General features: G+C 67.4%; 22 protein-coding genes and 1 pseudogene. 12 read left to right on the top strand and 11 right to left on the bottom strand.

Annotation, left to right across the window (positions count from 1 at the left end; translation table 11 throughout):
* The first annotated feature begins 9 nt into the window (after positions 1–9).
* The 3 genes from aroE (at position 10) to dinG (ending at position 3,481) form a co-directional block, all read left to right on the top strand.
* Positions 10–855 carry a shikimate dehydrogenase gene (gene aroE, locus N4G47_RS18730; protein ID WP_475289474.1) on the top strand — a complete coding sequence of 282 codons (846 nt, stop codon included), beginning with the start codon at positions 10–12 and terminating at the stop codon, positions 853–855.
* 3 nt (positions 856–858) lie between these two features.
* Positions 859–1,212 (top strand): hypothetical protein, encoded by a 354-nt coding sequence (locus N4G47_RS18725; RefSeq protein WP_475289472.1) that lies wholly within the window; start codon positions 859–861, stop codon positions 1,210–1,212.
* Positions 1,213–1,378: 166 nt separating this feature from the next.
* Positions 1,379–3,481: an ATP-dependent DNA helicase DinG gene (dinG, locus tag N4G47_RS18720; RefSeq protein ID WP_475289469.1), complete on the top strand. Its 2,103-nt coding sequence runs from the start codon at positions 1,379–1,381 to the stop codon at positions 3,479–3,481.
* A gap of 77 nt (positions 3,482–3,558) precedes the next feature.
* Here dinG and N4G47_RS18715 read toward each other — a convergent pair whose 3' ends face one another.
* Positions 3,559–4,467, bottom strand: a complete 909-nt coding sequence (locus N4G47_RS18715; RefSeq protein ID WP_475289467.1) for a DUF418 domain-containing protein — start codon at positions 4,465–4,467, stop codon at positions 3,559–3,561.
* A gap of 110 nt (positions 4,468–4,577) precedes the next feature.
* Here N4G47_RS18715 and N4G47_RS18710 point away from each other — a divergent pair, with 110 nt between their 5' ends.
* The 7 genes from N4G47_RS18710 (at position 4,578) to N4G47_RS18680 (ending at position 7,752) form a co-directional block, all read left to right on the top strand.
* Entirely contained in the window at positions 4,578–4,784 is a 207-nt protein-coding gene (locus N4G47_RS18710; RefSeq protein WP_475289464.1) for a hypothetical protein, read from the top strand.
* 148 nt (positions 4,785–4,932) lie between these two features.
* Positions 4,933–5,244 (top strand): DUF5076 domain-containing protein, encoded by a 312-nt coding sequence (locus tag N4G47_RS18705; protein ID WP_107232531.1) that lies wholly within the window; start codon positions 4,933–4,935, stop codon positions 5,242–5,244.
* A gap of 249 nt (positions 5,245–5,493) precedes the next feature.
* Entirely contained in the window at positions 5,494–6,018 is a 525-nt protein-coding gene (locus N4G47_RS18700) for a hypothetical protein (RefSeq protein ID WP_475289462.1), read from the top strand.
* Between the two features lie 185 nt (positions 6,019–6,203).
* Positions 6,204–6,569, top strand: a complete 366-nt coding sequence (locus N4G47_RS18695; protein ID WP_249842529.1) for a DUF4288 domain-containing protein — start codon at positions 6,204–6,206, stop codon at positions 6,567–6,569.
* 12 nt (positions 6,570–6,581) lie between these two features.
* Positions 6,582–7,193, top strand: a complete 612-nt coding sequence (locus N4G47_RS18690) for a hypothetical protein (protein ID WP_475289459.1) — start codon at positions 6,582–6,584, stop codon at positions 7,191–7,193.
* Complete coding sequence (locus N4G47_RS18685; RefSeq protein ID WP_475289458.1) at positions 7,180–7,320, top strand: hypothetical protein; 141 nt, start codon at positions 7,180–7,182, stop codon at positions 7,318–7,320. Before N4G47_RS18690 ends, N4G47_RS18685 begins: the two co-directional genes overlap by 14 nt.
* A gap of 48 nt (positions 7,321–7,368) precedes the next feature.
* Complete coding sequence (locus N4G47_RS18680; RefSeq protein WP_475289456.1) at positions 7,369–7,752, top strand: hypothetical protein; 384 nt, start codon at positions 7,369–7,371, stop codon at positions 7,750–7,752.
* A gap of 71 nt (positions 7,753–7,823) precedes the next feature.
* Here the strand turns inward: N4G47_RS18680 and ilvD are convergent, their stop codons facing one another.
* On the bottom strand, positions 7,824–9,662 hold the full coding sequence (gene ilvD / locus N4G47_RS18675; protein WP_475289453.1) for a dihydroxy-acid dehydratase: 1,839 nt from the start codon (positions 9,660–9,662) through the stop codon (positions 7,824–7,826).
* Between the two features lie 265 nt (positions 9,663–9,927).
* On the opposite strand from ilvD, the gene N4G47_RS18670 reads away from it, so the two are divergent.
* Together N4G47_RS18670 and N4G47_RS18665 are read left to right on the top strand one after the other, a co-directional pair.
* Positions 9,928–10,497, top strand: coding sequence for a DUF1190 domain-containing protein (locus N4G47_RS18670; protein WP_107232523.1), 570 nt, complete (start codon positions 9,928–9,930; stop codon positions 10,495–10,497).
* 7 nt (positions 10,498–10,504) lie between these two features.
* Positions 10,505–11,683, top strand: a complete 1,179-nt coding sequence (locus N4G47_RS18665; RefSeq protein WP_475289448.1) for a glutathionylspermidine synthase family protein — start codon at positions 10,505–10,507, stop codon at positions 11,681–11,683.
* 240 nt (positions 11,684–11,923) lie between these two features.
* On the opposite strand, the gene N4G47_RS18660 is transcribed toward N4G47_RS18665, so the two are convergent.
* From N4G47_RS18660 to baeS, 9 genes and pseudogenes are all read right to left on the bottom strand, one after another.
* Complete coding sequence (locus N4G47_RS18660) at positions 11,924–13,222, bottom strand: DUF58 domain-containing protein (protein WP_475289444.1); 1,299 nt, start codon at positions 13,220–13,222, stop codon at positions 11,924–11,926.
* Complete coding sequence (locus N4G47_RS18655) at positions 13,219–14,205, bottom strand: AAA family ATPase (protein ID WP_475289441.1); 987 nt, start codon at positions 14,203–14,205, stop codon at positions 13,219–13,221. Before N4G47_RS18655 ends, N4G47_RS18660 begins: the two co-directional genes overlap by 4 nt.
* Entirely contained in the window at positions 14,202–15,386 is a 1,185-nt protein-coding gene (locus tag N4G47_RS18650) for a DUF4350 domain-containing protein (RefSeq protein ID WP_475289439.1), read from the bottom strand. Before N4G47_RS18650 ends, N4G47_RS18655 begins: the two co-directional genes overlap by 4 nt.
* Positions 15,383–16,998 (bottom strand): annotated as a pseudogene (locus N4G47_RS18645) (DUF4129 domain-containing protein). The gene N4G47_RS18650 and the pseudogene N4G47_RS18645 overlap by 4 nt, the downstream one beginning before the upstream one ends.
* Complete coding sequence (locus tag N4G47_RS18640) at positions 16,988–17,980, bottom strand: stage II sporulation protein M (RefSeq protein ID WP_107232517.1); 993 nt, start codon at positions 17,978–17,980, stop codon at positions 16,988–16,990. The pseudogene N4G47_RS18645 and the gene N4G47_RS18640 overlap by 11 nt, the downstream one beginning before the upstream one ends.
* Positions 17,977–18,666 (bottom strand): RDD family protein, encoded by a 690-nt coding sequence (locus N4G47_RS18635; RefSeq protein WP_107232516.1) that lies wholly within the window; start codon positions 18,664–18,666, stop codon positions 17,977–17,979. Before N4G47_RS18635 ends, N4G47_RS18640 begins: the two co-directional genes overlap by 4 nt.
* Positions 18,667–18,789: 123 nt before the next feature.
* Complete coding sequence (locus N4G47_RS18630; protein ID WP_475289436.1) at positions 18,790–19,320, bottom strand: gamma carbonic anhydrase family protein; 531 nt, start codon at positions 19,318–19,320, stop codon at positions 18,790–18,792.
* Between the two features lie 108 nt (positions 19,321–19,428).
* The gene (locus N4G47_RS18625; RefSeq protein WP_249842543.1) at positions 19,429–20,118 is read right to left on the bottom strand and encodes a response regulator; all 690 of its coding nucleotides are present in this window, start codon (positions 20,116–20,118) and stop codon (positions 19,429–19,431) included.
* Positions 20,115–21,506, bottom strand: coding sequence for a sensor histidine kinase efflux regulator BaeS (gene baeS / locus N4G47_RS18620; RefSeq protein WP_475289432.1), 1,392 nt, complete (start codon positions 21,504–21,506; stop codon positions 20,115–20,117). Before baeS ends, N4G47_RS18625 begins: the two co-directional genes overlap by 4 nt.
* Between the last annotated feature and the right edge of the window lie 127 nt (positions 21,507–21,633).

Raw genomic sequence — 21,633 nt, 5'->3', positions numbered from 1 at the left:
GAGGATTCCATGACCGACCGTTACGCCGTCTTCGGACACCCCGTTGCCCACTCGAAGTCGCCGCAGATCCACGCTGCGTTCGGTCGCCAGGAAGGCATCGCGATCGACTACCGCACCATCGATCTGGCCCCGGAGGCGTTCCTGGCCGGCCTGGAGGCCTTCGCCGCCGAGGGTGGTGTCGGCGCCAATGTCACCCTGCCGCACAAGGAAACCGCGTTCTCGGTGTGCACCACGCTGACCGCACGCGCGCGCCGCGCCGGCTCGGTCAACACACTGCTGCGCAAGGGCGACCGCTGGCACGGCGACACCACCGATGGCATCGGCCTGGTGCGCGACCTGACCGATCGCCACGGCCTGGACCTGCGTGGCCGCCGCATGCTGCTCATCGGCGCCGGTGGTTCGGCGCGCAGCGTCGCACCGGCACTGCTCGATGCCGGCATCACCGAGCTGGTGGTGGTCAACCGCACGCCGGAACGCGCCGATGAGCTGATCGATGCGATGGGTGAGCCGGGCCGCGCGATCAGCCGCTACTGGGAAGACCTGCGCGAGCTGGGCGACTTCGAACTGATCGTCAACGCCACCTCGGCCGGCCGCGACCGCGACGTCGAGTTCAAGCTGCCGCTGTCGCTGGTCAACTCGATGACCACCGCCGTCGACCTGAACTACGGCGAGGCGGCCATCGCCTTCCTGGCCTGGGCGCGCGCGGCGGAATGCCGCAATACCGTCGATGGCCTGGGCATGCTGGTCGAACAGGCCGCCGAGAGCTTCCTGCAGTGGCACGGCGTGCGCCCGCAGACCGATGAGGTCTACCAGTCGCTGCGCGAGGGTGCGGCGGTACTGGCCGGCGAGGATTGAGCGATGGACAACGCAACCCTGCTGGTCACGGTGTTGAGCCTGGTGGGCGTGCGCCTGCCGGTGCTGATCGCACTGTGCGTGGGCCTGGTCTGGGTGGTGGGTGCACCGCGCGATGCCACCCGCACCGGTGCCCTGGTCGGCCTGCTGCTGTTGCTGCTGGCCAGCATCGGCGGCATGGCGGCGGGCATCCTGCCGATGTGGATGGTGCGCAGTGGTGATTTCAGCGCCGTGTCGAGCCTGAGCGCCATCCTCGGAGTGCTGCATTTCGCGCTGGCGATGGTCGAGGCGCTGGGCGTGGTGCTGCTGGTGTGGGCGCTGGTGCGCCTGCTGCGCACCCGCACGATCCCGGCGGCCTGACCGCTGGCGCCGGCCCGCCCCGGCGCATCTGCCCCACCCACGGCGCGGCCATTGGACCGTGACCGCCAGCGGGCGTCGCCGCTGGCCCGTTCAGGCTGCCAGCGACGGTGAACCCGGCCGGCCATGCGACAATGGCCGGCCTGATCCAGCCACGGTAGTTCCCGGCGTGACCGAAACTGTCGCCGCTCCGCGCACGCTCGATGACCCCTTGAAGGACGCGATCCGCAAGGCGTACACGACGCTGCAGGCCAATACGCCCGGCTTTTCCACCCGCCGCTCGCAGAGCCAGATGATCGGCGTGGTGTCGCGCGCGCTGTCCAAAAGTGGCGGCGTCGGCGTGGTCGAGGCGCCCACCGGCGTCGGCAAGAGCCTGGGCTACCTCACCGCGGGTGTGCCGATCGCGCTGGCCAGCAAGAAGAAGCTGGTGATCAGTACCGGCACCGTGGCCCTGCAGTCGCAGCTGGTCGAGCGTGATATCCCCAACTTCCTCAAGGCCACCGGCCTGGAAGCGACGGTGGCGCTGGCCAAGGGCCGCACCCGCTACCTGTGCACGCGCAATGCCGCCGAGGCGCAGGGCGAGGGCTCGCAGGGCGGCATGTTCGAGGATGACGCGCCACTGTTCGACCGGCCCCTGGCGCCGATCGAGATGGACATCGCCAAGCGCCTGACCGACGCCTTCACCAGCGGCAGCTGGGACGGTGATATCGACAACGCACCGGAGACCATCAGCCCCGGCCTGCGCAGCCGCATCACCACGCCGGCCTCGGGCTGCGCCGGGCGCCGCTGTGCGTATTCGGCGCAGTGCGCGGTGCTGCGTTCGCGCAACACCGTGCGCGATGCGCAGATCGTGGTCACCAACCACGCGCTGCTGCTGTCGGCACTGTCGATCGGCGACAGCGACAACGGCCAGCCGTTGATCGCACCGCCGTCGGACATGCTGCTGGTGCTGGACGAAGGCCATCACATCGGCAACGTGGCCATCGACCAGGGCGCGGCCAGCCTGGCGCTGGATGAAATGGCCAAGCGCACCGGTCGCCTGCAGATCCTGATCGCCGGTGCCTACCGCGCGGTCGACAAGGACCGCCTCGGCAACCTGCTGCCGAACGAGGCGATCGAGGTGGCCAGCAACGTGGCCAAGCAGCTGCGCGTGTTCCGTGACCACATCGAGCGGGTGTGGATGCCGGCGCCGGCCGACGAGGAACCGATGTGGCGCGCCGCCAACGGCCGCCTGCCCGAGGCCTGGCGCGAGCCGATCGAAGCACTGGCCGACGATACCCGCAGCCTCTACAACTGGGCGCATGCGGCCACCGCGCAGGTGGCCAAGGGCAAGCCGGACGACGCCGCACGCGAGCGTCTGCAGCGCAACCTGGGCATGGCGCTGGAGATGATCGAACAGCAGTACAACCTGTGGCAGGCCTGGCGCCGCGAGGACAAGGACGGCGCGCCGCCGATGGCGCGCTGGGTCACCGCCACCCGTGACGGCGACCTGGTGCTGCACGGCTCGCCGGTGTCGGCCGCGCACGTGCTGCGCAAGCTGCTGTGGGATGAAGTGGATTCGGTGGTGATGACCTCGGCGACGCTGACCGGTGGTGGCGATTTCCAGTCGCTGGCGATCGACAACGGCATCCCCGAACAGGCCGAGATGGTCTCGCTGTCCTCGCCGTTCGACCTGCCCAACCAGGCCGAGCTGATCGTGCCGAAGTTCCCGGTCACCCCGGACGACCGCGAAGGCCATCCGCGTGAAGTGGCACGCTATCTCGACACCGAACTGGACTGGGCCAAGGGCTCGATGGTGCTGTTCACCTCGCGCTGGAAGATGGAGAAGGTGGCCGGCCTGATGTCGGCCGCGCGCCGCAAGCAGGTGCTGGTGCAGGGCGAGATGTCCAAGACCCGCCTGATCGACGAACACCTGCGCCGCGTCGCAGCCGGCGAGGGCTCGGTGCTGTTCGGCCTGAACTCGTTCGGCGAGGGCCTCGACCTGCCCGGCGAGGCCTGCACCACCGTGGTGATTACCCAGGTACCGTTCGCGGTGCCGACCGACCCGCAGACCGCCACCCTCAGCGAATGGTTCGAGGGGCGCGGGCTGAATGCCTTCAACCTGATCGCCATTCCGCACGCGCTGCGCACGCTGACCCAGTTCGCCGGCCGCCTGATCCGCACCTCCACCGACACCGGCCGCGTGGTCATCCTCGATTCGCGGCTGCTGACCCGCCGTTACGGCAAGCGCATCATCGACGCGCTGCCGCCGTTCAAGCGCGTGATTGGCTGAGGCACTCCGGTAGCGCCGGGCCATGCCCGGCGGACGCCAGGCTTCCGGTCAGGACTTGATTCCCTCCGTCCCCTTTTCTACCGCCGCAATGGCAGCCATTGCCCTTCGCTGGCGCTGCGCCACAGCCATTCCACCGGCCCGAAGCGATGGCCGCGCAGCCACCACGCGCTCGCCCACAACTGCAGCGGGAACACCACGGCCGCTACCAGCAGCACCGGCCACAGCCCGTGCAGCGGGCCGATGCCCAGCCCGAAGCCGGCAAACAGCGGCACGCAGATCGCGCTCTGCAGCAGGTAGTTGCTCAGTGCCATGCGCCCGGCAGGAACGAACACGCGCAGTACGCGTTCAGCCCATGGGCGCAGATAGAGCAGGGCAAAGATCGCCGCCGCTGCGATGCCCAGAGCCAGCGGTGCAACGCGGTACGAAACGCGCAGCAGGTAGCCCGGTACGCCACCGCGCAACACCGGCCAGGCCTGCTTGAGTACATCGGCCGTAGCATCGATCCACAGGAATGCGGCGCCCAGCAGCAGCCCACCTGCGGCGAGTGAACGCAGCAGCGGCAGATGCGCCTGCGGCTGCTGCAGCAGGCCGCGACGGCCAGCCCAGTAGCCCAGCAGGAAGCGCCCGAGCACGAAGAACAGCAACGCCCAGTTGCTCAGCTTCAGCCACGCCGCCAGTTGCAGGTTGCGCCACCACGCCTGGGCCAGCGTGCCGTTGGCCAACGCATCGAGCGCCATGGCATTCATCTGCGCGCGTGGAGTCAGCAGGGCCACCCAGTCGCGGATCCACGGCGACAGCAGGGGCGGCAGCAGCAGAGCGATGGCCACGCCGCTGACCAGCAGGGCGCGATTGCCGAAGTGCCGGAACAGCGGCAGCAGCAGGCCGACCACCGCATACACCAGCAGGATGTCGCCCCACCACAGCAGCACCGAATGCAGCAGGCCGATGACCAGCAGCACGGCCATCCGCCGCAGGTGCGCGGCCATCCGGCCCGGGGTGTTGCCCCCATCTGCATCGCCACGCCCATGCCGAACAGCAGCGAGAACAGGGTGATCGCCTTCATGTCCAGCAGCCACTCCATGCCGGTACGGAGGGCATGGTCGAGTGCAGCGCTGGGCAGGGCCTGCTGCGCGGCCTCGGTCATCAGCGCGTCGAGCGAGAAGAAGCGCAGGTTGACCAGGAACACGCCGAGCAGCGCGAATCCGCGCAGGGCATCGATGAGGGGCTGGCGCGTCGGGCGTTGGGTCATGCCGGGCAGGGTAACGGATGGGCGTATCGGGATTGCGGTTTCAGAGTTGTTTGATTGCCGGGTGTGGGGGAATCGGATAGAACTGGCTGGCCGAGCATCGGGCGGAAGGGAAAGGTGCGGTTCGGCCCGGGGATACGCCAGTTGATCAGCGTCATCCGCTTCAGTGGAATGAAGTGTCACCAAGCAGGTGGGAAGTCAGGTCATGAATGAGCGTCCTGTTCCGGAAGCGGCTCTGGAAGATGAGAATTCAGTTGAGATGCTTCGAGTGTGGATTGCTGCAAAAGCGCTCCATTGCTCGATGAAGGTTGGACTGTACAAAGAGACCTCCAGGATCTCGGAAGAGAAGGCATGGGGCGTGATCCTGGCAGACGTTGCGCGCCATCTTTCGAAGGCGCTTGAGTCGGGTTATGGCGTGGATGCGCGGATTGCGCTCAGTGCAATCAGGGAAGGGTTCAATGATGAACTCAATGAGCCGACCTCGGACGTTGATGGGGGCTTCTTGACAAGGAACTGACCGCAGGAAAGTTCCCAAGTCCTACAAGGAAGCCCGCCAACGGGATGCGTGTCGCTGGGATGGGGCCGGCTCAGGGCGCAGGGACGTCCGATCTGCGCAGCTCGGTAAAAATGGCAGCAATGCGAATCGGCATGCCGCCAACCTTCCTTGCAAGGATGGTCCGGCAAAGGGCTCAGACACCACCTGGCATCATCCTGCGGGAAGTAACGTTCCAACCACGATGATCAGATACGAGAAGGATCAGGCGATATGGCTGCAGGCTCATCGAAAGATCTTCTTCATGGAACATTGTCTGATGCGCAGCCGCCTGACAGTCCTATTGTGGCTGAAGGCTGGGCTGGGATTGCTTTCGACAGAAATCGCCATGAGTACTTCGCCCCTGAAGACATATGGATTGCGTGGTTGGATGTGCACCTGGGCCGCCCATCTTCCTTGAAACAAATTGAGATTGTTTCGTTCAAGGATGTCGAAGCGGATAGGGACGGATTCTTTGCCGCGCCCAGCCTTTGCTCGTTGCATGAATTCCTTGCCGAGGATGCGCGCTTCCTTGCTGACCACTATGTACTGTCCCGTTCGAGTGAGTGGGTGGTTCGTCTCGATCAGGATGTGACTCTCTTCGCGGCCAAGGTGGATTTTGTTTCGGAAGTGCTGGTGCGTTTGGGTGGCCTGACGGATGTGATGGCACGAATGGTCGAAGACTTTGATCCGGGGACGGGGGATCCTGTGGGGTTGAATGGATTTCTCCTTGAGATTACCAAGGGCCTGCGAAGCTAGCCTCGCAACCGCGCGGTGAGTATCCCGAACCGGGGCCAGCAACAGCGGAAGCGATCAGGTCAGCTGGAACGCCGTGCCAATGGCGTCCGAGTACCGTCTTGAGCAGAGTGCAAGCGGCATGCTGGGGAGAAGGCTCGGAGACCCAGGAACAAGTCGAAGCGGGAAGAAGACGGGTGAGGTGTTGAATGTGGTATTGCGCACATGCAATTTTCTACTACAGCTATGTAGGTCAGAGCTCCTACGTAGTTCATGAGAACGTCTACCTTGTTTCAGAGGATGATGAGGACAAGGCAATGCTGCGGGCGCTGGGATTGGCGGCTGAGTACGAACAGGTCGGTGAAAGTAGCCATCTGGAGATCGAGGGGCAGAAGGCCGAGTACCGATTCGCTGGAATCAGAAAGCTGATTTCGGTTGACTCGGATCTGGAAGATTCATCGGAGCTGCGGGAGTTGACGGGTGAGGTTACCTATTCCGTATTTGAGGTGGCCAATCTTTCTGATGTGGAGGCTCTCGCGGCTGGGGTGGCTGTATCAGTCAACTATCGAGAGTAGTAGGGAGGCCAAATGGGGCAGCTCCTGCCTTGGTTCCAGCATTTGATTGGCTGGAATGTCGCCACTCTATTTCTCCGATTGAGTGGCGAAAAGGCGCGGGTGCTGCATGTAGGCGACAAGGTTGGACGTTTGGCCATGGCCGACAAGGTGATCATCAGCATCCACACGAACTTCGTTACGATTCTGATACGGCTAAGGCGCGCCTTCGCACGAACCCGCGCGGTGGCCCAACGGAGAGCCATGATCATGTCCGAAATCGCTTGGGGGTTCCCGATCACAGGGAACAGGGTAAGTGAGGCGCTAAGGGCCAACTTCGGTGCGGAGGACATGTGGCTGATAGTGCACATGGATGTTCCTTCGGGAAAAAATTCGCCAACGGCCTTGAATGACCTTCGAGATCGGATGACGAACGGACCGGTAGAGGCATCCACGGCGGATCTCTGCGATGCGCTGACGGGCGCTCCGCAGGTCTGGGTTCTGGACATCCGGCTCTCACACGACAACGACGTACAGCTCTACATCGAGGACGGTGAGGTATTCGAGGTGAACCTGGACCGGACAGATGTTCCAAGGGCTCCTGATCGAATTCGCGACCCGGAAGTGAATCAGGATGAAGATGGCTGACTCATCCAGGCTGCGTTCGTTGTGGATGGAAATCGCGGCAAAGCACAACGTCTGCATCCCCGCAGGGGGCGTCAACCACCTGGACGAAGCGGATGGCGATTTGCTGATCGATCATTGGGCACTGTGATAACCGCCATCAAAGCAGCCGCCAGCGCTGCAGGTCTGGAGCAGGTAGATGCAGATCGAGTTCTATTCGGAGTACTACGATGGTTTGATCCAGGGCGTACTGTCCGATGAAGGCCGTCTGTTCTATGCCTTCTGCATCCACGCCGATTTCCCGGATGTCGGCCAGGACCGTGCCTACTGGGTAATCCCGATCAATGCCGTCGAAGACCAGCATCTTCGCTCATGCCTGCTGCAGGAGGGGGACGAGGCACTGGATGCCTTCTTCCGCTCCGCATTCCTGGACAGGCACGGCGTGGTGCTGGAAGGCGATCCTGAGTCGTGGAGCAGCACGGGCCTGCGTTTCGAAACCCGTGGCGATGCCTACGCGGCTTTCGTCCGTCGTTCCTCGCTGGAGGTGCTGGTGAGTGCAGGGGCGCGGATGGAGGTGCGCTAGCGGGGTCAGAGCCCTTTCTGCGAAAGGGATCCGACCCCATGCCGCGATCCGGGCTCTGACCCCAGGGCCACTCAATCGCCCAGCAGGGCGGTGTTGCGCACCGCGCCCTTGTCGGCGCTGGTGGCGAGCAGGGCGTAGGCCTTCAGCGCGCTGGTGACCTTGCGCGGTCGCGGTGTACGCGGCTTCCAGCCACGCGCGTCAGCGTCTGCGCGGCGCTGGGCCAGGATGGCCTCGTCCAGCAGTAGATCGATGCGGCGTGCCGGGATGTCGATGCGGATGCGGTCGCCGTCTTCCACCAGACCAATCGTGCCGCCGCTGGCCGCTTCCGGCGAAACGTGGCCGATCGACAGGCCCGAGGTGCCGCCGGAGAAGCGGCCGTCGGTCAGCAGGGCGCACTGCTTGCCCAGCCCCTTCGACTTCAGGTAGCTGGTGGGGTACAGCATTTCCTGCATGCCCGGGCCGCCCTTCGGGCCTTCGTAGCGGATCACCACCACATCGCCGGCCTTCACTTCGTCGGCCAGAATGCCGGCCACAGCCGCGTCCTGGCTTTCATACACGCGCGCCGTGCCTTCGAACACGTGGATCGACTCATCCACGCCCGCGGTTTTCACCACGCAGCCATCCACCGCCAGATTGCCGCGCAGCACCGCCAGCCCGCCTTCGGCCGAATAGGCATGCTCGACGCTGCGGATGCAGCCTTCGGCGCGGTCCACGTCCAGCGTGGGCCAGCGCGTGGCCTGGCTGAAGGCGACCTGGGTGGGAATGCCGGCCGGACCGGCGCGGAAGAACTCGTGCACGCTCTGTTCGTTGCTGACCGCCACGTCCCAGCGCTCGATGGCGTCAGCCAGGGTGCGGCTGTGCACGGTCGGCACCGTGGTATCCAGCAGGCCGCCGCGGGCCAGTTCGCCGAGGATGCCGTACACGCCGCCAGCGCGGTGCACGTCCTCCATGTGGTACTTGGGCGTGTTCGGCGCCACCTTGCACAGCTGCGGCACGCGCCGCGACAGCGCATCGATGTGGGTCAGGTCGAAGTCGACCTCGGCTTCCTGCGCGGCGGCCAGCAGGTGCAGGATGGTGTTGGTGGAACCGCCCATGGCAATGTCCAGGGTCATCGCGTTGGCGAACGCGGCCGGGGTGGCGATGCCGCGCGGCAGCGCGCTCGCTTCTTCGCCGCCATACCAGCGGTGGCACAGTTCGACGATCAGGCGGCCGGCGCGCAGGAACAGCTGCTCGCGGTCGGCGTGGGTGGCCAAGGTGGAGCCGTTGCCGGGCAGCGACAGGCCCAGCGCTTCGGTCAGGCAGTTCATCGAGTTGGCGGTGAACATGCCCGAACAGGAACCGCAGGTAGGGCAGGCGCTGCGCTCGAACGCGGCCACCTTCTCGTCGGAGGCGCTGTCGTCGGCGGCCACCACCATTGCATCGACCAGGTCCAGCTTGTGCTCGGACAGCTGGGTCTTGCCGGCCTCCATCGGGCCGCCGGACACGAACACCACCGGGATGTTCAGGCGCAGCGCAGCCATCAGCATGCCAGGGGTGATCTTGTCGCAGTTGGAAATGCACACCAGCGCGTCGGCGCAGTGCGCGTTGACCATGTACTCCACCGAGTCGGCGATGATCTCGCGGCTGGGCAGCGAGTACAGCATGCCGTCGTGGCCCATGGCGATGCCGTCGTCCACGGCGATGGTGTTGAATTCCTTGGCGACGCCGCCGACCTTTTCGATCTCGCGCGCGACCAGCTGGCCGAGGTCCTTCAGGTGCACGTGGCCGGGCACGAACTGGGTGAAGGAGTTGGCGATGGCAATGATCGGCTTGTGGAAGTCGCCATCCTTCATGCCGGTGGCACGCCACAGGGCGCGAGCGCCGGCCATGTTGCGGCCAGCGGTGGAGGTGCGGGAGCGGTATTCAGGCATGGCTGGCGGAACGGGCGGGCCGTACGACGTGGGGGTCGGCCGATCATGGCCAATTTTTCGGTTGCTGCTGCAACCACCCGTTCTGGGTAGATGCCGACCTTGGTCGGCGCTGTGCCGTGTGTGCCAACCCAGGTTGGCACCTACCAGAGCGGTGTGCTGCCGGACGAAAATGAAAACCCGTTCATCTTTCGTACTTTGCTGATTCCGGTTGTTGGGGTGAATTTGGCATCATTGGGCTATTGATCCGTCGACAGGGCATGAGGCCATGAAACGTTCCCGCACCACCGCGCTGCTGCTGATGAGCGCCGCGCCGCTGCTGTTCACCGCCTGCCAGAAGGAGCCGGAGGTGAAGGTGCAGGAAGGCCTGTACACCTCCGTCGAGGCCTGCACCGAGGCCACCGGCGATCCGTCGTCGTGCCGCAATGCCTTCGCCGAAGCGCAGAAGCAGGCTGCCGATGCAGCGCCGAAGTACGCCAGCAAGGAAGCCTGTGAGCAGGACTACAAGCCGGAACAGTGCGTGCAGCAGCACACCTCGGCCGGCACCTCGTTCATCGGCCCGATGATGATGGGCTTCTTCATGTCGCAGATGCTGAGCAACCGCGGTGGCCTGGCCCCGCAGGCGCCGGCGGCGTCGCCGGCCTACCAGGACAAGAGTGCCGGCTGGGCGCGCCCGGCCCCGGGCGGCAGCGGTGGCCTGAACACCGCCAGCGGCATCGGCGCCGGCAAGGCCGGCCTGGCGCCGGTCACCAGCGAGCCGAACCGTGCGGTCACCGCCAGCCGCAGCGGCTTTGGCAGCACCAGCGCCCGCCGCAGCGGCAGCAGCGTGGGCGGCTGATCGACCCATGCAGCGCATCCGGATTGCCGAGCGTGCCCAGTGGCGGGCACGCGCGGACGAAGCGGGTTTCCGCTTCCACACCATTGACGGCCAGCCGTACTGGGATGAAAGCGCGTACTACGCCTTCACCCTGCGCCAGATCGAACAGGACATCGAAGACCCCAGCGCCGAGCTGCACCAGATGGCGCTGGACCTGGTCGGTGATGTCATCGCCAGCGAACGGCTGATGGACCAGCTGGCGATTCCGTCGCACTACCGCGACTGGATCGCCGACAGCTGGCGCCAGCGCCAGCCACACCTCTATGGCCGCCTGGACCTGGCCTACGACGGCACCGGTCCGGCCAAGCTGTACGAACTGAACTACGACACGCCGACCTCGCTGTTCGAGGCCAGCTTCTTCCAGTGGCAGTGGCTGGAGGACCAGCGCAATGCCGGCCGCCTGCCGCAGCACGCCGACCAGTTCAACGCCATCCACGAGGCGCTGGTCGAGCGCTTTGGCGAACTGGCCACGCAGCTGCCGCCGCCGCTGTACTTCAGCGCGGTGGGCAGTTCGGACGAGGATCGCGGCACGGTCGACTACCTGCGCGACTGCGCCTCGCAGGCCGGCCTGCATGGCCAGGCGATCGCCATCGAGGATATCGGCCTGTCCGAGGACGGACGCTTCACCGCGCTGGACGATTCGGTGATCGGCACGCTGTTCAAGCTGTACCCGCTGGAAGACCTGATGGCCGAGGAATTCGGCCGCGCGCTGCCTGGTTCGGGCGTACAGCTGTTGGAACCGGCGTGGAAGGCGGTGCTGAGCAACAAGGGCATCCTGCCGCTGCTGTGGCAGCGCAACGTGGGCCACCCGAACCTGCTGGAAGCGCACTTCGACGACGGCATCACGCTGGCGTCGGGCTGGGTGCGCAAGCCGCTGTTCTCGCGCGAAGGTGCCAACATCGAGATGCACCTGGCCGATGGCAGCACCCAGCGCAGCGACGGTCCGTATGAGGGCCCGGCCATCATCCAGCGTGCGCATCCGCTCACCCACTTCGAAGGTGGCTACCCGCTGATCGGCAGCTGGGTGATCGGTGACCATGCCTGCGGCATCGGTATCCGCGAGGACGACAGCGCGATCACCCGCGACAGCGCGCGCTTCGTGCCACACGCGATCGTGGACGAGGCGCCGACGCGGATCTACGTCTGACGGTGGCAGGGCGGGTAGTGCCGGCCTCTGGCCGGCAACCGTTGTTGGTAGATGCCGACCCTGGTCGGCGCTGTGGGTTTCGTGCCAACCAAGGTTGGCACCTACCAGAGCGATGCGTCGGTTGTTGCAGTGGTAGTGCCGGCCGCTGGCCGGCAACCGTTGTTGGTAGATGCCGACCTTGGTCGGCGCAGTGGGTTCCGTGCCAACCAAGGTTGGCGCCTACCAGCGCGATCGTTGGTATCAGAGCAATCCCTCGCGCTTCACTGCCAGATAGCGCTCCACCAGCGCACCGGGCAGGGCGTCGGCGGTCACGTCCAGCACCATCACCTTCTCGCTGCGCAGCGCCTCGTGCGCCTTCGCGCGCTGTTGCAGATACAGGGCGGCGGCACCGGCACGCGCGGCTTCCTCCAGCGTCTGCACGTCACCCTCCATCGCGCCGTCCAGCTCGCGCTCGCGCAGGCTGGCCACGCACACCAGGTGGCGTCGCTGCAGCAGGCGCACGGCCGCCAGCAGGTCTTCGATGTCCTCGTCGCGCACGTTGCTGACCAGCATCACCAGCGCACGCCGGCGCTGGCGCAGCGACACTTCGGTGGCGGCGGCCAGGTAGTCGGTGGCCACCGCGCGCGGTTGCAGGTCATAGCTGGCGCGCAGCAGATGCTCCACCGTGCCCATGCCACGCTGCGGCGCCACCCAGCGGCGCTCGCCTCCGGCGGCGAACAGGCCGGCTGCATCACCCTGGCGCAGCGCCAGGTAGGCCACCACCAGCGAGGCGTTCAACGCATGGTCGAAATGGGACAGCCCGCCTTCACTGGCCAGCATGCGCCGCCCGCTGTCGAGCATCAGCAGCAGCTGCTGGTTCTTCTCGTCCTGATACTCGCGCGAGATCAGCTTGCGCGCCCGCGCGGTGGCCTTCCAGTCGAGCTGGCGCAGGCTGTCGCCGATGCGGTACTCGCGCATCTGGTGGAAGTCGGTGCCTTCACCACGGCGGCGCTTCACGTGCGCACCGACCAGCCGCGAGGCCTGGTCGGCACTGAACAACGCAAAGCGGGTGAGCGGCACGAAGTTCGGGTAGACGCGCACGTCCAGCGCCGGTGGCAGGGTGCGCTGCTGCCACCACAGGCGCCACGGCGAGCGCATGCGCAGGTGCACGCCTTCGAAGCGGAAGTGCCCACGCTGCAGCGGCTGCAGGTGGTAATGCAGGGTGGAGGCGGTGCCGGCCTGCAACCGCACGCGCTGCGGCAGCGATTCCAGCGGCCAGCCGCCCGGTACCAGGTCGAACACCTGCACGGTCATGGCCTGCGCTGCCTGCAGGCGCAGCGCGGCCTCACGGCGAACGCCCAGCGCCAGCGCCTCGGGCAGTTCGCGCTGCACCTGCGGCGACGGACGCCGCCACTGCCGCCACAGATCCCACAGGGCGGGCAGCGCGATGGTCACGGCCACCAGCACCCAGCTCCAGCGTGGCAGCAACCCGCCCAGCACCAGGCCGCCCAGTGCAGCCCAGCCCAGCAACAGCGCCAGCAGCAGCGGGGCCGGCCTCATCGGCGCGGTGCTTCCACCTTGGCCAGCAGCGCGCCCAGCACATCATCGGCGTCCTGCCCTTCAATCTGCAGTTCCGGTGCCAGCGCGATACGGTGGCGCAGCGCCGGGCGCGCAATGTCGCGTACGTCGTCCGGGGTGACGAAGTCACGACCGGCCAGCACCGCCTGCGCCCGCGATGCGCGCACCAGCGCGATACTGCCGCGCGGGCCGGCGCCCACCGCGATGCCCGGCCACTGCCGGGTGGCGGCGACAATCCGCACCGCGTAGTCGATCACTTCGTCATCGATGCTGATCGCCGCGGTGGCACGCTGCAGTTCCAGCAGCTCGCCGGCTCCCAGCACGCGCGGCACCTGGCTCAGGTCGAAATCGCTGGCGGCGCGGCCACGGGTGATCGCGGCCACCATGCGCTTCTCGTCCTCCAGCTGCGGGTAGTCGATCAGCACCTTCAACAGGAAGCGATCCAGCTGCGCTTCCGGCAACGGGTAGGTGCCTTCCTGCTCCAGCGGATTCTGCGTGGCCAGCGCCATGAACGGCGGCGCCAGGGTGAAGGCCTTGCCCTCGATGGTCACCTGGCCCTCCTGCATCACTTCCAGCAGTGCCGACTGGGTCTTGGCCGGTGCGCGGTTGATCTCGTCGGCCAGCAGCAGGTGGGTGAACACCGGCCCGCGGCGGATCTTGAAGCTCTCGCTCTTCGGGTCGTACACGGCGTGGCCGCTGACGTCGCTGGGCATCAGGTCAGGGGTGAACTGGACACGGCCGTAGTCCAGCTCCAACGCCTGGGCCAATGCCCGCACCAGCAGGGTCTTGCCCAGCCCGGGCACACCCTCGATCAGCACATGGCCACCGGCCAGCAGGGCCACCAGGATCTGGTCCAGCACGTCGGCCTGGCCGATGAAGGCATGGCCGACGGCCTGGCGGACGGCATCGACGCGTTCGATCAGGCGGGCGTGGGCCGCCGCCGGCAGTTCGGGAACTTCGGTCATAGCAGGGATCTCATCTGGAGCAGCAAGCGGATGCGCTCGCGCAGGGCGGAGGAATCGTGCGGCGGTGGCGGGGTCAGTGCGCTGGCAACGCGGCTGCGCGGCCAGGCCAGCAGTTCGGCGATGGCCTGTTCGCGCGGTGCGCCCTCCAGTGCGGCGGCGACCGGTGCGCGCAGGCGCAGGCGATGCAGGAACAAGGCGTGCACGGCGTCGTACAGGCGCGCACCCTGGCCGAAACGCAGCAGCAGTTCGCCGCTGGCGCGCACGTGTTCCAGCAGCGAGCGGCGCTCCAGCACCGGCGATGGCAACAGGCTGCCGAAGCGTTGCGAGCGGCCCCACAGCCAGCCCAGGATGGCCAGCAGCAGCGGTGCCCACAGCGGCCAGCCCTGGTAGAACACGCGTGCCCACAGTGACGGCGGACGGCTGGCATAGACCAGCCAGACGCTGCCTTTGCCGTAGTTCGGATCAAGCAGGTAACGGGTCAGGTCGCGGTGCGCACGATCGTGCAGTCCGTCGCTGGCGTTGCCGGCGGCGGCCGCCAGGCGCGCGGCAGGCGAATCCACCTCGCCGCGCATGAATGCCATGTCGGCCAGCACGCTTACCCGACCCTGGCCATGGTGCAGGCGTGCGAACACCAGGTCGTGATCGCTGCCCCAGCGACGCTCGGCCTGCGCGCTGGCGGCAAAGCCCAGGGTGAAGCGCCTGCCCGTGCAGAATTCCACGTGGCCGGGATCATCCTGCACATGGAACGGCTGGCACTCGCTGCGCTGGAACAGGCTGTCCACGCCCAGCTGGTCCAGCAAGGGCCCCTGCGTGCTGCCGGCGTCATCCTCGGCCGGCGGTGGGGTGCGCACCAGCAGATGACCTCCGCGCCCGGCCCAGTCCAAAAGCGCCCGCGCCACCGGTGCGGACAGTTCGCTGCTGTCCTGCAGCAGCACCACCGTGTCGTGCCGGCCCAGTGCCATCTGCTGCAGCTCCAGCCGGGGCCGTGCATGCACCTCGATACCATCGGCGCGCAGCGCCTGGCCGAGCACGTACAGCGGGTTGTAGGCGGCCTCGCCCTGCGCGGGCAGCGTGATGGTTTCGGTCACGCGCTCATGCGTGCGCAGGTAGAGGATGGTCAGCGGCACGCCAAGCAGCACCAGTACACCCAGCAACAACGACCAGAACAGGCGCGGGCTCATGCCTGCCACCGGTACTGCTGGCGCAGCGTTGCGGCCAGCGCGTCGAAGTCGCTGCGGCTGGGCAGGCGGCCACCGTAGGCGGCGTACTGCCACATGCGCACGATGCGCGCGAACAGGTCACGGTCGGCAGCCTCGGGCATGCGCCGCGATGCGCGCAGGCACTGCGCTTCGGTGGCGCCGGGGGCAGGGCGATGCCGCTGCGCTCGCCCACGGTACGCACGCTGGCGCGGTACAGCAGGGCCAACGCCTGCCGCGGCCGGCCCTGGTCCCACAGCAGGCCGGCCTGGGTGGCCACATCCGGTGGCAGCACGGCCGGCAGTTCCACGTGATCTTCCACCACCTCTGGCGCGGCGACGACCTTGCGCCGGCCACTGCCACGCAGCCACGGCAGCCACACCCGGGCGGTCAGCAGCAGCACCAGCACAAGCACGCCCAGCAGGCCCCACAGGCCCCACTCGGCCAGGCGCGCCAGCCAGGCGATGCCGCTGCTGCGGGCCTTGCGTTCACTCGTGTTGCGGCTGTCGCGCTGCAGCGCCTTGTCGTCCTTCTTCTTTTCCTCGGCCTGCTCGATCGGTTTCCAGTGTGTGACCTGGCGCGTCGGACGCTGCAGTGGATCTTCATAGGCGCGGCTCACCGCCTGGCGGAACCCTGCGGTATCCACCGGTGCGGTGCCAAAGATGGTCGCCGGAGCGTTGGCCGGGTCATTGTCGGCGGTGGCGGCTTCCTCGTCCGGCGTGTCGTCCAGGCCGGCGGTGTAGGCCTCTTCGGCGGTCTGCCGTGCGTTCTGCGCGTGCACCGGCCCGACCGCCAGTGGTAGTGCCAGGCACAGCAGCAGGGCCAGCGTCGGGGCGACCGGCAGCAAGCGCCCACGCAGGCGGCGCAGCGCGATCTCCACGTCCCAGGCTTCCATCTGCGTGCGCCGGTTCAGATACAGGCCGAAGCCGGCACCGACGAAGAACGGGCCGATCAGCACCGAGGCCAGCCAGCACGCCAGGTTGAAGCCGAAGCGTGCCCAGGCCGGTGTGTCCTTGCCGATCATGTCCCAGGCCGCGCGCCATGATTCGGACATCAGCTCCAGCGGCATGAACATGAACACCGCGCCGATCGCGCCGGACACCAGCACCGCTTCGAACACCATGCACAGCACCGTCAGCGCCGTCGCGGCGCCGGCCGCACCGGCGGCCACCGCGCGGCGGCGGGGACCACGCTGGTTCGGCGCATTGCCTTCCAGCAGGTTCACCGGCAGGCACAGGCTGCGCAGCACACTGAAGCGGCGCCAGCCGAGGTAACCCCAGAATCCGCTGTGGCCCCAGCTGCGTTGCGCGCGCAGGGCGCCCAGCGCCGTCACCGGTTCGCCGAAGATGCCGCGCGACAGCACGTACAGAGGCGCGCGCTCGAACAGCGGCTTGCACCACCACATGGCCAGCCACGCCCAGCCGAAGGCATCCAGCCACCAACCCAGTGCATTGAAGATCACGAACAGCGGTGTACTGGCCAGCAGCCAGCTGCCCCACACCGCGCGGGCATGGCGGCGGACCAGGGCGCTGCCCAGCTCCATCGCCTCCCAGCCGCTGCGTGCACGCAGCACCACGTCCAGGCGGTCAATCCGCATCGCCGCCTCCGCGCCCGCCACGCCACAGCCAGAGCAGCACGCCGGCCCACAACACGCCGGCCACGCTGAACTTGCCCCATGCCGGTACTTCGGCAATCGACGACCAGAACGCCTCGATGAACGCCGCCACCAGCAGCATGAAGGCCACGCCCAGGCACAGCCGCGCGCCGATGCGTCCGCCTTCGACCAGCGCGTCCAGGCGGCTGCGCCGGCCCGGTGCCAGCAGCTTCATGCCCAGCTGCAGGCCGGCGCCACCGGCAATCACGATGGCGGTGAGTTCGAAGGCGGCGTGGCCGACCACGAAGCGCCAGAACGGGTCGCCGTGGCCGATGTGCTGCAGGTGACCGGCCACCGAACCGAAGATCACGCCGTTGAACAGCAGCACCAGCAGCGTGCCCAGCCCGGCCAGCAGGCCGCTGGCAAAGGTGCGCAGGGCGATGCTGATGTTGTTCATGATGTAGTGGCCGAACATCATCCAGTCGGTGCCGCTGTCGCGGCCCAGGCGCTCGGCGGCCGGGTCGTACATGCGCTCCATCTCGGCGATCTGGCGGTTGTCCATCAGCTGATGGATCAGGTCCGGGTAGAGCTGCACCAGCACGAAGCAGGCCACGGTCGGCAGCGCGAACATCGCCAGTGCCACGCCCATGCTGCGCGCCTGGCTTCGCACCAGCTGCGGGAAGCCGCCGACCAGGAATTCCAGTGCCGCACGCCAGCGCGTGGGCGGCGTGCGGTACAGCACGCTGTGCCCGTGCTGCATCAGCTGCTGCAGGCGCTGTACCAGCTGCGGGCTGTAGCCACGCTCGCGGGCCAGGGCCAACTGTTGGCACAGGCGCCGGTAACGTTGCGGGAAGGCGGTATCGTCCAGGGCCAGCTCACTGGCCTGGCGGCGCCGGCGACGCGAGACACCGGCGCGCAGCCGCAGCCATTGCTCCAGGTCCTGCCATTCCTGCTGGTAACGGGCGACGAACTGCTCCTGCTTCATCGCCGCCCCAACAGCCAGTTGGCCATTGCATACAGGCGCAACACGCCCACCTGGCCGTGGGTGCCGGTGAGGGGCTCGGCAATGCCGGCCAGCTCCTGCTGGCGTGCCGGCGACAGCCGCGGCGCGCGCTCGGCGAAGGCCAGCACGGCGGCCTGTTCCTCCGGGCGCAGCGGCTGCGGCGGCACCAGCACGCTGTCGATGGTCGGTGGTGGCGGCAGGTACTGCGCCGGCGCGTGCACCACCACGGTGCCGGCCACCAGGTCGCCGAGGCGCCGGCCATGTGCGTCGAACAGGCTGCTGACCAGGCCCAGTGCATAGCCGAACGGCAGCATGTCCACGGTGCGCAGAAGGTTACGGGTGATCGCCGCCATCCAGCCCACCGGCGCGCCATCGCGGGCAAGTACACGCAGGCCCAGTGCGCGTTTGCCCAGGGTGCGGCCCCACAGCGCCTCGCAGACGATCGGGTAGAGCCAGTAGACCAGGAACATCAACGCCAGATAGAGCCCGGAGCCGAACTCGTCCAGCAGTGCCAGCGGAAACGACATCACCACCAGCACGGCGAAGCGTATGCCGAGGTCGACCAGCCAGGCCATCGCCCGCGGCACCGGGCCGGCGGCCGGCAGCTGCAGCGGTACACCCTCCGGCGTCACCACCTCGCGGTAGGTGTCGAGCATCGGGGCGGCCATCAGCAGCGTGGCCTGGGGTGTGGGTGCAGGAGTCCTCTCCGGCAGGCAACCACGGGCATGGGCGTCTCGACAGGTCCTGGTCGGGCCCAGACTTTAGCAGAGCCGCGTGGCGCTGTTGCCCGCTCAGGCCAGGTACTGGTCCTTAAGTCGCACGTAGTGGTCGGCCGAGTAGTGCAGCGATTCGACCTCCTTGTCGCTGAGCGTGCGTGCCGGACGCGCCGGGTTGCCGACCCACAGCTCGCCTTCGCCGACCACCTTGCCCGGGCCGACCACCGCACCGGCACCCACGAACGCATGGCGTTCCACCCGGGCACCGTCGAGGATGCAGGCGCCCATGCCGATCAGGCTGTAATCACCGATGGTGCAGGCGTGGATGATGCAGCCATGGCCGACGGTCACGCCTTCGCCGATCAGGGTCGGGTAGCCGGCCTTGTTGTACGGGCTGTGGTGGCTGACATGGATGATGGTGCCGTCCTGCACGTTGGTGCGCGCGCCGATGCGCACGTAGTTGACGTCACCGCGGATGACCGTGCCCGGCCACACCGACACGTCCTCGGCCAGTTCCACGTCACCGATGACCGTGCAGGCCGGATCGATGTACACGCGCTCGCCGAGGACCGGCATCTTGTCGCGGAAGGGGCGCAATGGGTTCATCGGTGTCTCCGCAAATCAGGGCATTTGCGACGATGATACGCGGCAGAGGCATCGGTAGTGCCGGCCGCTGGCCGGCAGGAGTTGCCGGGCCGTACCCGGCGAACGCGATCAGGGCTCGTAGCTGTATCCCATTCCATACACCGAACGGATCGGATCTTCGTCCATGCCGGCGTCGGCCAGCTTGCGGCGCAGGTTGCGCACGTGGCTGTCGACGGTGCGGTCGACCACCACCCGATGGTCCAGGTACAGCCGGTCGAGCAGTTCATCGCGCGCCCAGATCCGCCCGGGCGTGGCCAGCAGGGTGCGCAGCAGGCGGTACTCCACCGGGGTCAGGTCCAGCCCCTTGCCGTTCCAGGTGGCGCGCGCGGCCGGCTCATCGATGCACAGGCCGGCCCTGGCCCGCGTGGCCGGATCGGGGCGGTAGCGGCGCAACACCGCCACCACCCGCGCCACCACCTCGCGCGGGCTGAACGGCTTGCAGATGTAGTCGTCGGCGCCGATCTCCAGGCCCAGCAGGCGATCGATTTCCTCCACCCGCGCGGTCACCATGATCACCGGCACATCGCTGCTGGCGCGCAGTTCGCGGCACAGGTCCACGCCATCGCGCTGCGGCAGCATCAGGTCCATCAGCACCAGGTCCGGCTGGTAGCGCGCAAACGCCTCGATCACCTGGCCGCCGTCGTCCACCCAGTGGCTGGCCATGCCGGCGGCGGCCAGGTAGTCGCGCAGCACCGAGGCCAGGCGCGGCTCGTCCTCGACGATCAGGATCTTCGCGGCGTCGGCGGGGGACGTGCTCATGCAGGCTCCGGCAGGATGATGACCACGCGCAGGCCACCCAGTGGCGACGGTTCGGCGTGGATGTGGCCGTGGTGGGCGAGGATGATGTTGTGGCTGATCGCCAGGCCCAGCCCACTGCCGCCGCTGGCGCGGTTGCGCGAGCTTTCCACCCGGTAGAAGCGCTCGAACAGCAGTGCGCACTTGTCGGCCGGCACGCCCGGCGCGGTGTCTTCCACCACCAGCCGCACGCCGTCGGCGATGCGGGTGGCCCGTACCTGCACACGGCCGCCGGCATGGGTGTAACGCAGTGCATTTTCCAGCAGGTTGGCCAGTACCTGCTGCAGGCGCCGTTCGTCACCGGACACCTGCAATGGCGTGGCGGGCAGGTCTTCTTCCAGTGCCAGGCCTGCATGGGCCAAGCGCACACGCATGCCGTTGAGCTCGCTGCGCAGCAGTGCGCCCAGGTCCAGCGGCGCGAAGCGGTAGGCCAGGCCGCCGGACTGGGTCATCGACAGGTCGTGCAGATCGTCGACCAGCTTGCCCAGCTGGCGGATCTCACCCTGCAGAGCGCCGAGGTTGGCGCGGTCCAGCGGGCGGATGCCATCTTCGATCGCCTCCAGCTCGGCGCGCACCACCGCCAGCGGTGTGCGCAGCTCGTGCGAAATATCGGCGATGAAGGCGCGGCGGTTGCGTTCGGTATCGTCCAGCGCCTGCGCCATCCGGTTGAAGTCGTTCACCAGCGCATCCAGTTCATCATCGCTGGTGCGCTCGATACGGGTGGCGTAATCGCCGGCGGCCAGACGGTGCGTGGCCGCAGCCAGTTTGGCCAGGCGCTGCCGCAGCGCGCGCGAGACCAGCCAGGCCAGCAGCACGGTCACCAGCAGCAGTGAAATGCCGATCACCCACCAGGCGCGCACCTGGGTGTTGTAGAAATTCAGATCGTTGGTGGCGATGACGGTCTGGAACGGCACCATGCCCAGCCAGCCCACGGTCTGCCCATCCACCTGCACCGCATGCGGCTCGTCATCGCTGGTGGCGTCGGGGTTGCCGGCCACCCAGCGGTGCTGCGCATCGAACAGGCCCAGCCGCGAAGGCACGCCGGTCTGGTCGGACAGCGGGGGCACCGGGCCTTCGTGGCCATGGGCCAGATCCGGCCGCAACATGCGTGCCCAGCGATCGGCGTTGCCGCGCAGGTGCTCCCAGCCGCTGTGCTCGCGGAACTCGCGCTGCAGGTGCGGCATCAGGCGCTGCATGCGCAGGTCGCCCTGGTCGTTGAGGTAATCCAGGAAGCCGGTCTGGAAGGCCACGCGGCTGGCAATGCCGTTCACTGCCAGCACCAGCAGGCAGGCGGTGAAGATCGCGAGGAAGGTCTTCGCGGTCAGGCCGAATGTGAGTCGAATCTTCGCCATTGCCGGGCCATTAGCGGCGCATGCAGCGCTGAAAGCAAGCGCCAGCTGAGCCGGTCGCACAATCTCCATATTCTCTGCACAGTTTCACGGCAGCGTGCCGGGGTCAACGCAAGGCCCCCACGCCCCC

It is taken from the genome of Stenotrophomonas sp. GSD10, assembly GCF_056172695.1.
Note: the sequence above shows the minus strand (reverse complement) of the source record. Positions and strands in the feature narration are given on the sequence as shown.

Coding starts and splice junctions, on each gene's coding strand:
- N4G47_RS18715 (WP_475289467.1), bottom strand. CDS start 4,467: ATGGCCGCGCACCTGCGGCGGATGGCCGTGCTGCTGGTCATCGGCCTG.
- baeS (WP_475289432.1), bottom strand. CDS start 21,506: ATGGCGAAGATTCGACTCACATTCGGCCTGACCGCGAAGACCTTCCTC.
- N4G47_RS18710 (WP_475289464.1), top strand. CDS start 4,578: ATGGTCGAGTGCAGCGCTGGGCAGGGCCTGCTGCGCGGCCTCGGTCAT.
- N4G47_RS18690 (WP_475289459.1), top strand. CDS start 6,582: ATGGGGCAGCTCCTGCCTTGGTTCCAGCATTTGATTGGCTGGAATGTC.
- N4G47_RS18680 (WP_475289456.1), top strand. CDS start 7,369: ATGCAGATCGAGTTCTATTCGGAGTACTACGATGGTTTGATCCAGGGC.
- N4G47_RS18635 (WP_107232516.1), bottom strand. CDS start 18,666: ATGGCCGCCCCGATGCTCGACACCTACCGCGAGGTGGTGACGCCGGAG.
- N4G47_RS18655 (WP_475289441.1), bottom strand. CDS start 14,205: ATGACCGAAGTTCCCGAACTGCCGGCGGCGGCCCACGCCCGCCTGATC.
- N4G47_RS18705 (WP_107232531.1), top strand. CDS start 4,933: ATGAATGAGCGTCCTGTTCCGGAAGCGGCTCTGGAAGATGAGAATTCA.
- ilvD (WP_475289453.1), bottom strand. CDS start 9,662: ATGCCTGAATACCGCTCCCGCACCTCCACCGCTGGCCGCAACATGGCC.
- N4G47_RS18695 (WP_249842529.1), top strand. CDS start 6,204: ATGTGGTATTGCGCACATGCAATTTTCTACTACAGCTATGTAGGTCAG.
- N4G47_RS18685 (WP_475289458.1), top strand. CDS start 7,180: ATGAAGATGGCTGACTCATCCAGGCTGCGTTCGTTGTGGATGGAAATC.
- N4G47_RS18650 (WP_475289439.1), bottom strand. CDS start 15,386: ATGAGCCCGCGCCTGTTCTGGTCGTTGTTGCTGGGTGTACTGGTGCTG.
- N4G47_RS18700 (WP_475289462.1), top strand. CDS start 5,494: ATGGCTGCAGGCTCATCGAAAGATCTTCTTCATGGAACATTGTCTGAT.
- N4G47_RS18660 (WP_475289444.1), bottom strand. CDS start 13,222: ATGAGGCCGGCCCCGCTGCTGCTGGCGCTGTTGCTGGGCTGGGCTGCA.
- N4G47_RS18625 (WP_249842543.1), bottom strand. CDS start 20,118: ATGAGCACGTCCCCCGCCGACGCCGCGAAGATCCTGATCGTCGAGGAC.
- aroE (WP_475289474.1), top strand. CDS start 10: ATGACCGACCGTTACGCCGTCTTCGGACACCCCGTTGCCCACTCGAAG.
- N4G47_RS18640 (WP_107232517.1), bottom strand. CDS start 17,980: ATGAAGCAGGAGCAGTTCGTCGCCCGTTACCAGCAGGAATGGCAGGAC.
- N4G47_RS18630 (WP_475289436.1), bottom strand. CDS start 19,320: ATGAACCCATTGCGCCCCTTCCGCGACAAGATGCCGGTCCTCGGCGAG.
- N4G47_RS18670 (WP_107232523.1), top strand. CDS start 9,928: ATGAAACGTTCCCGCACCACCGCGCTGCTGCTGATGAGCGCCGCGCCG.
- N4G47_RS18665 (WP_475289448.1), top strand. CDS start 10,505: ATGCAGCGCATCCGGATTGCCGAGCGTGCCCAGTGGCGGGCACGCGCG.
- N4G47_RS18725 (WP_475289472.1), top strand. CDS start 859: ATGGACAACGCAACCCTGCTGGTCACGGTGTTGAGCCTGGTGGGCGTG.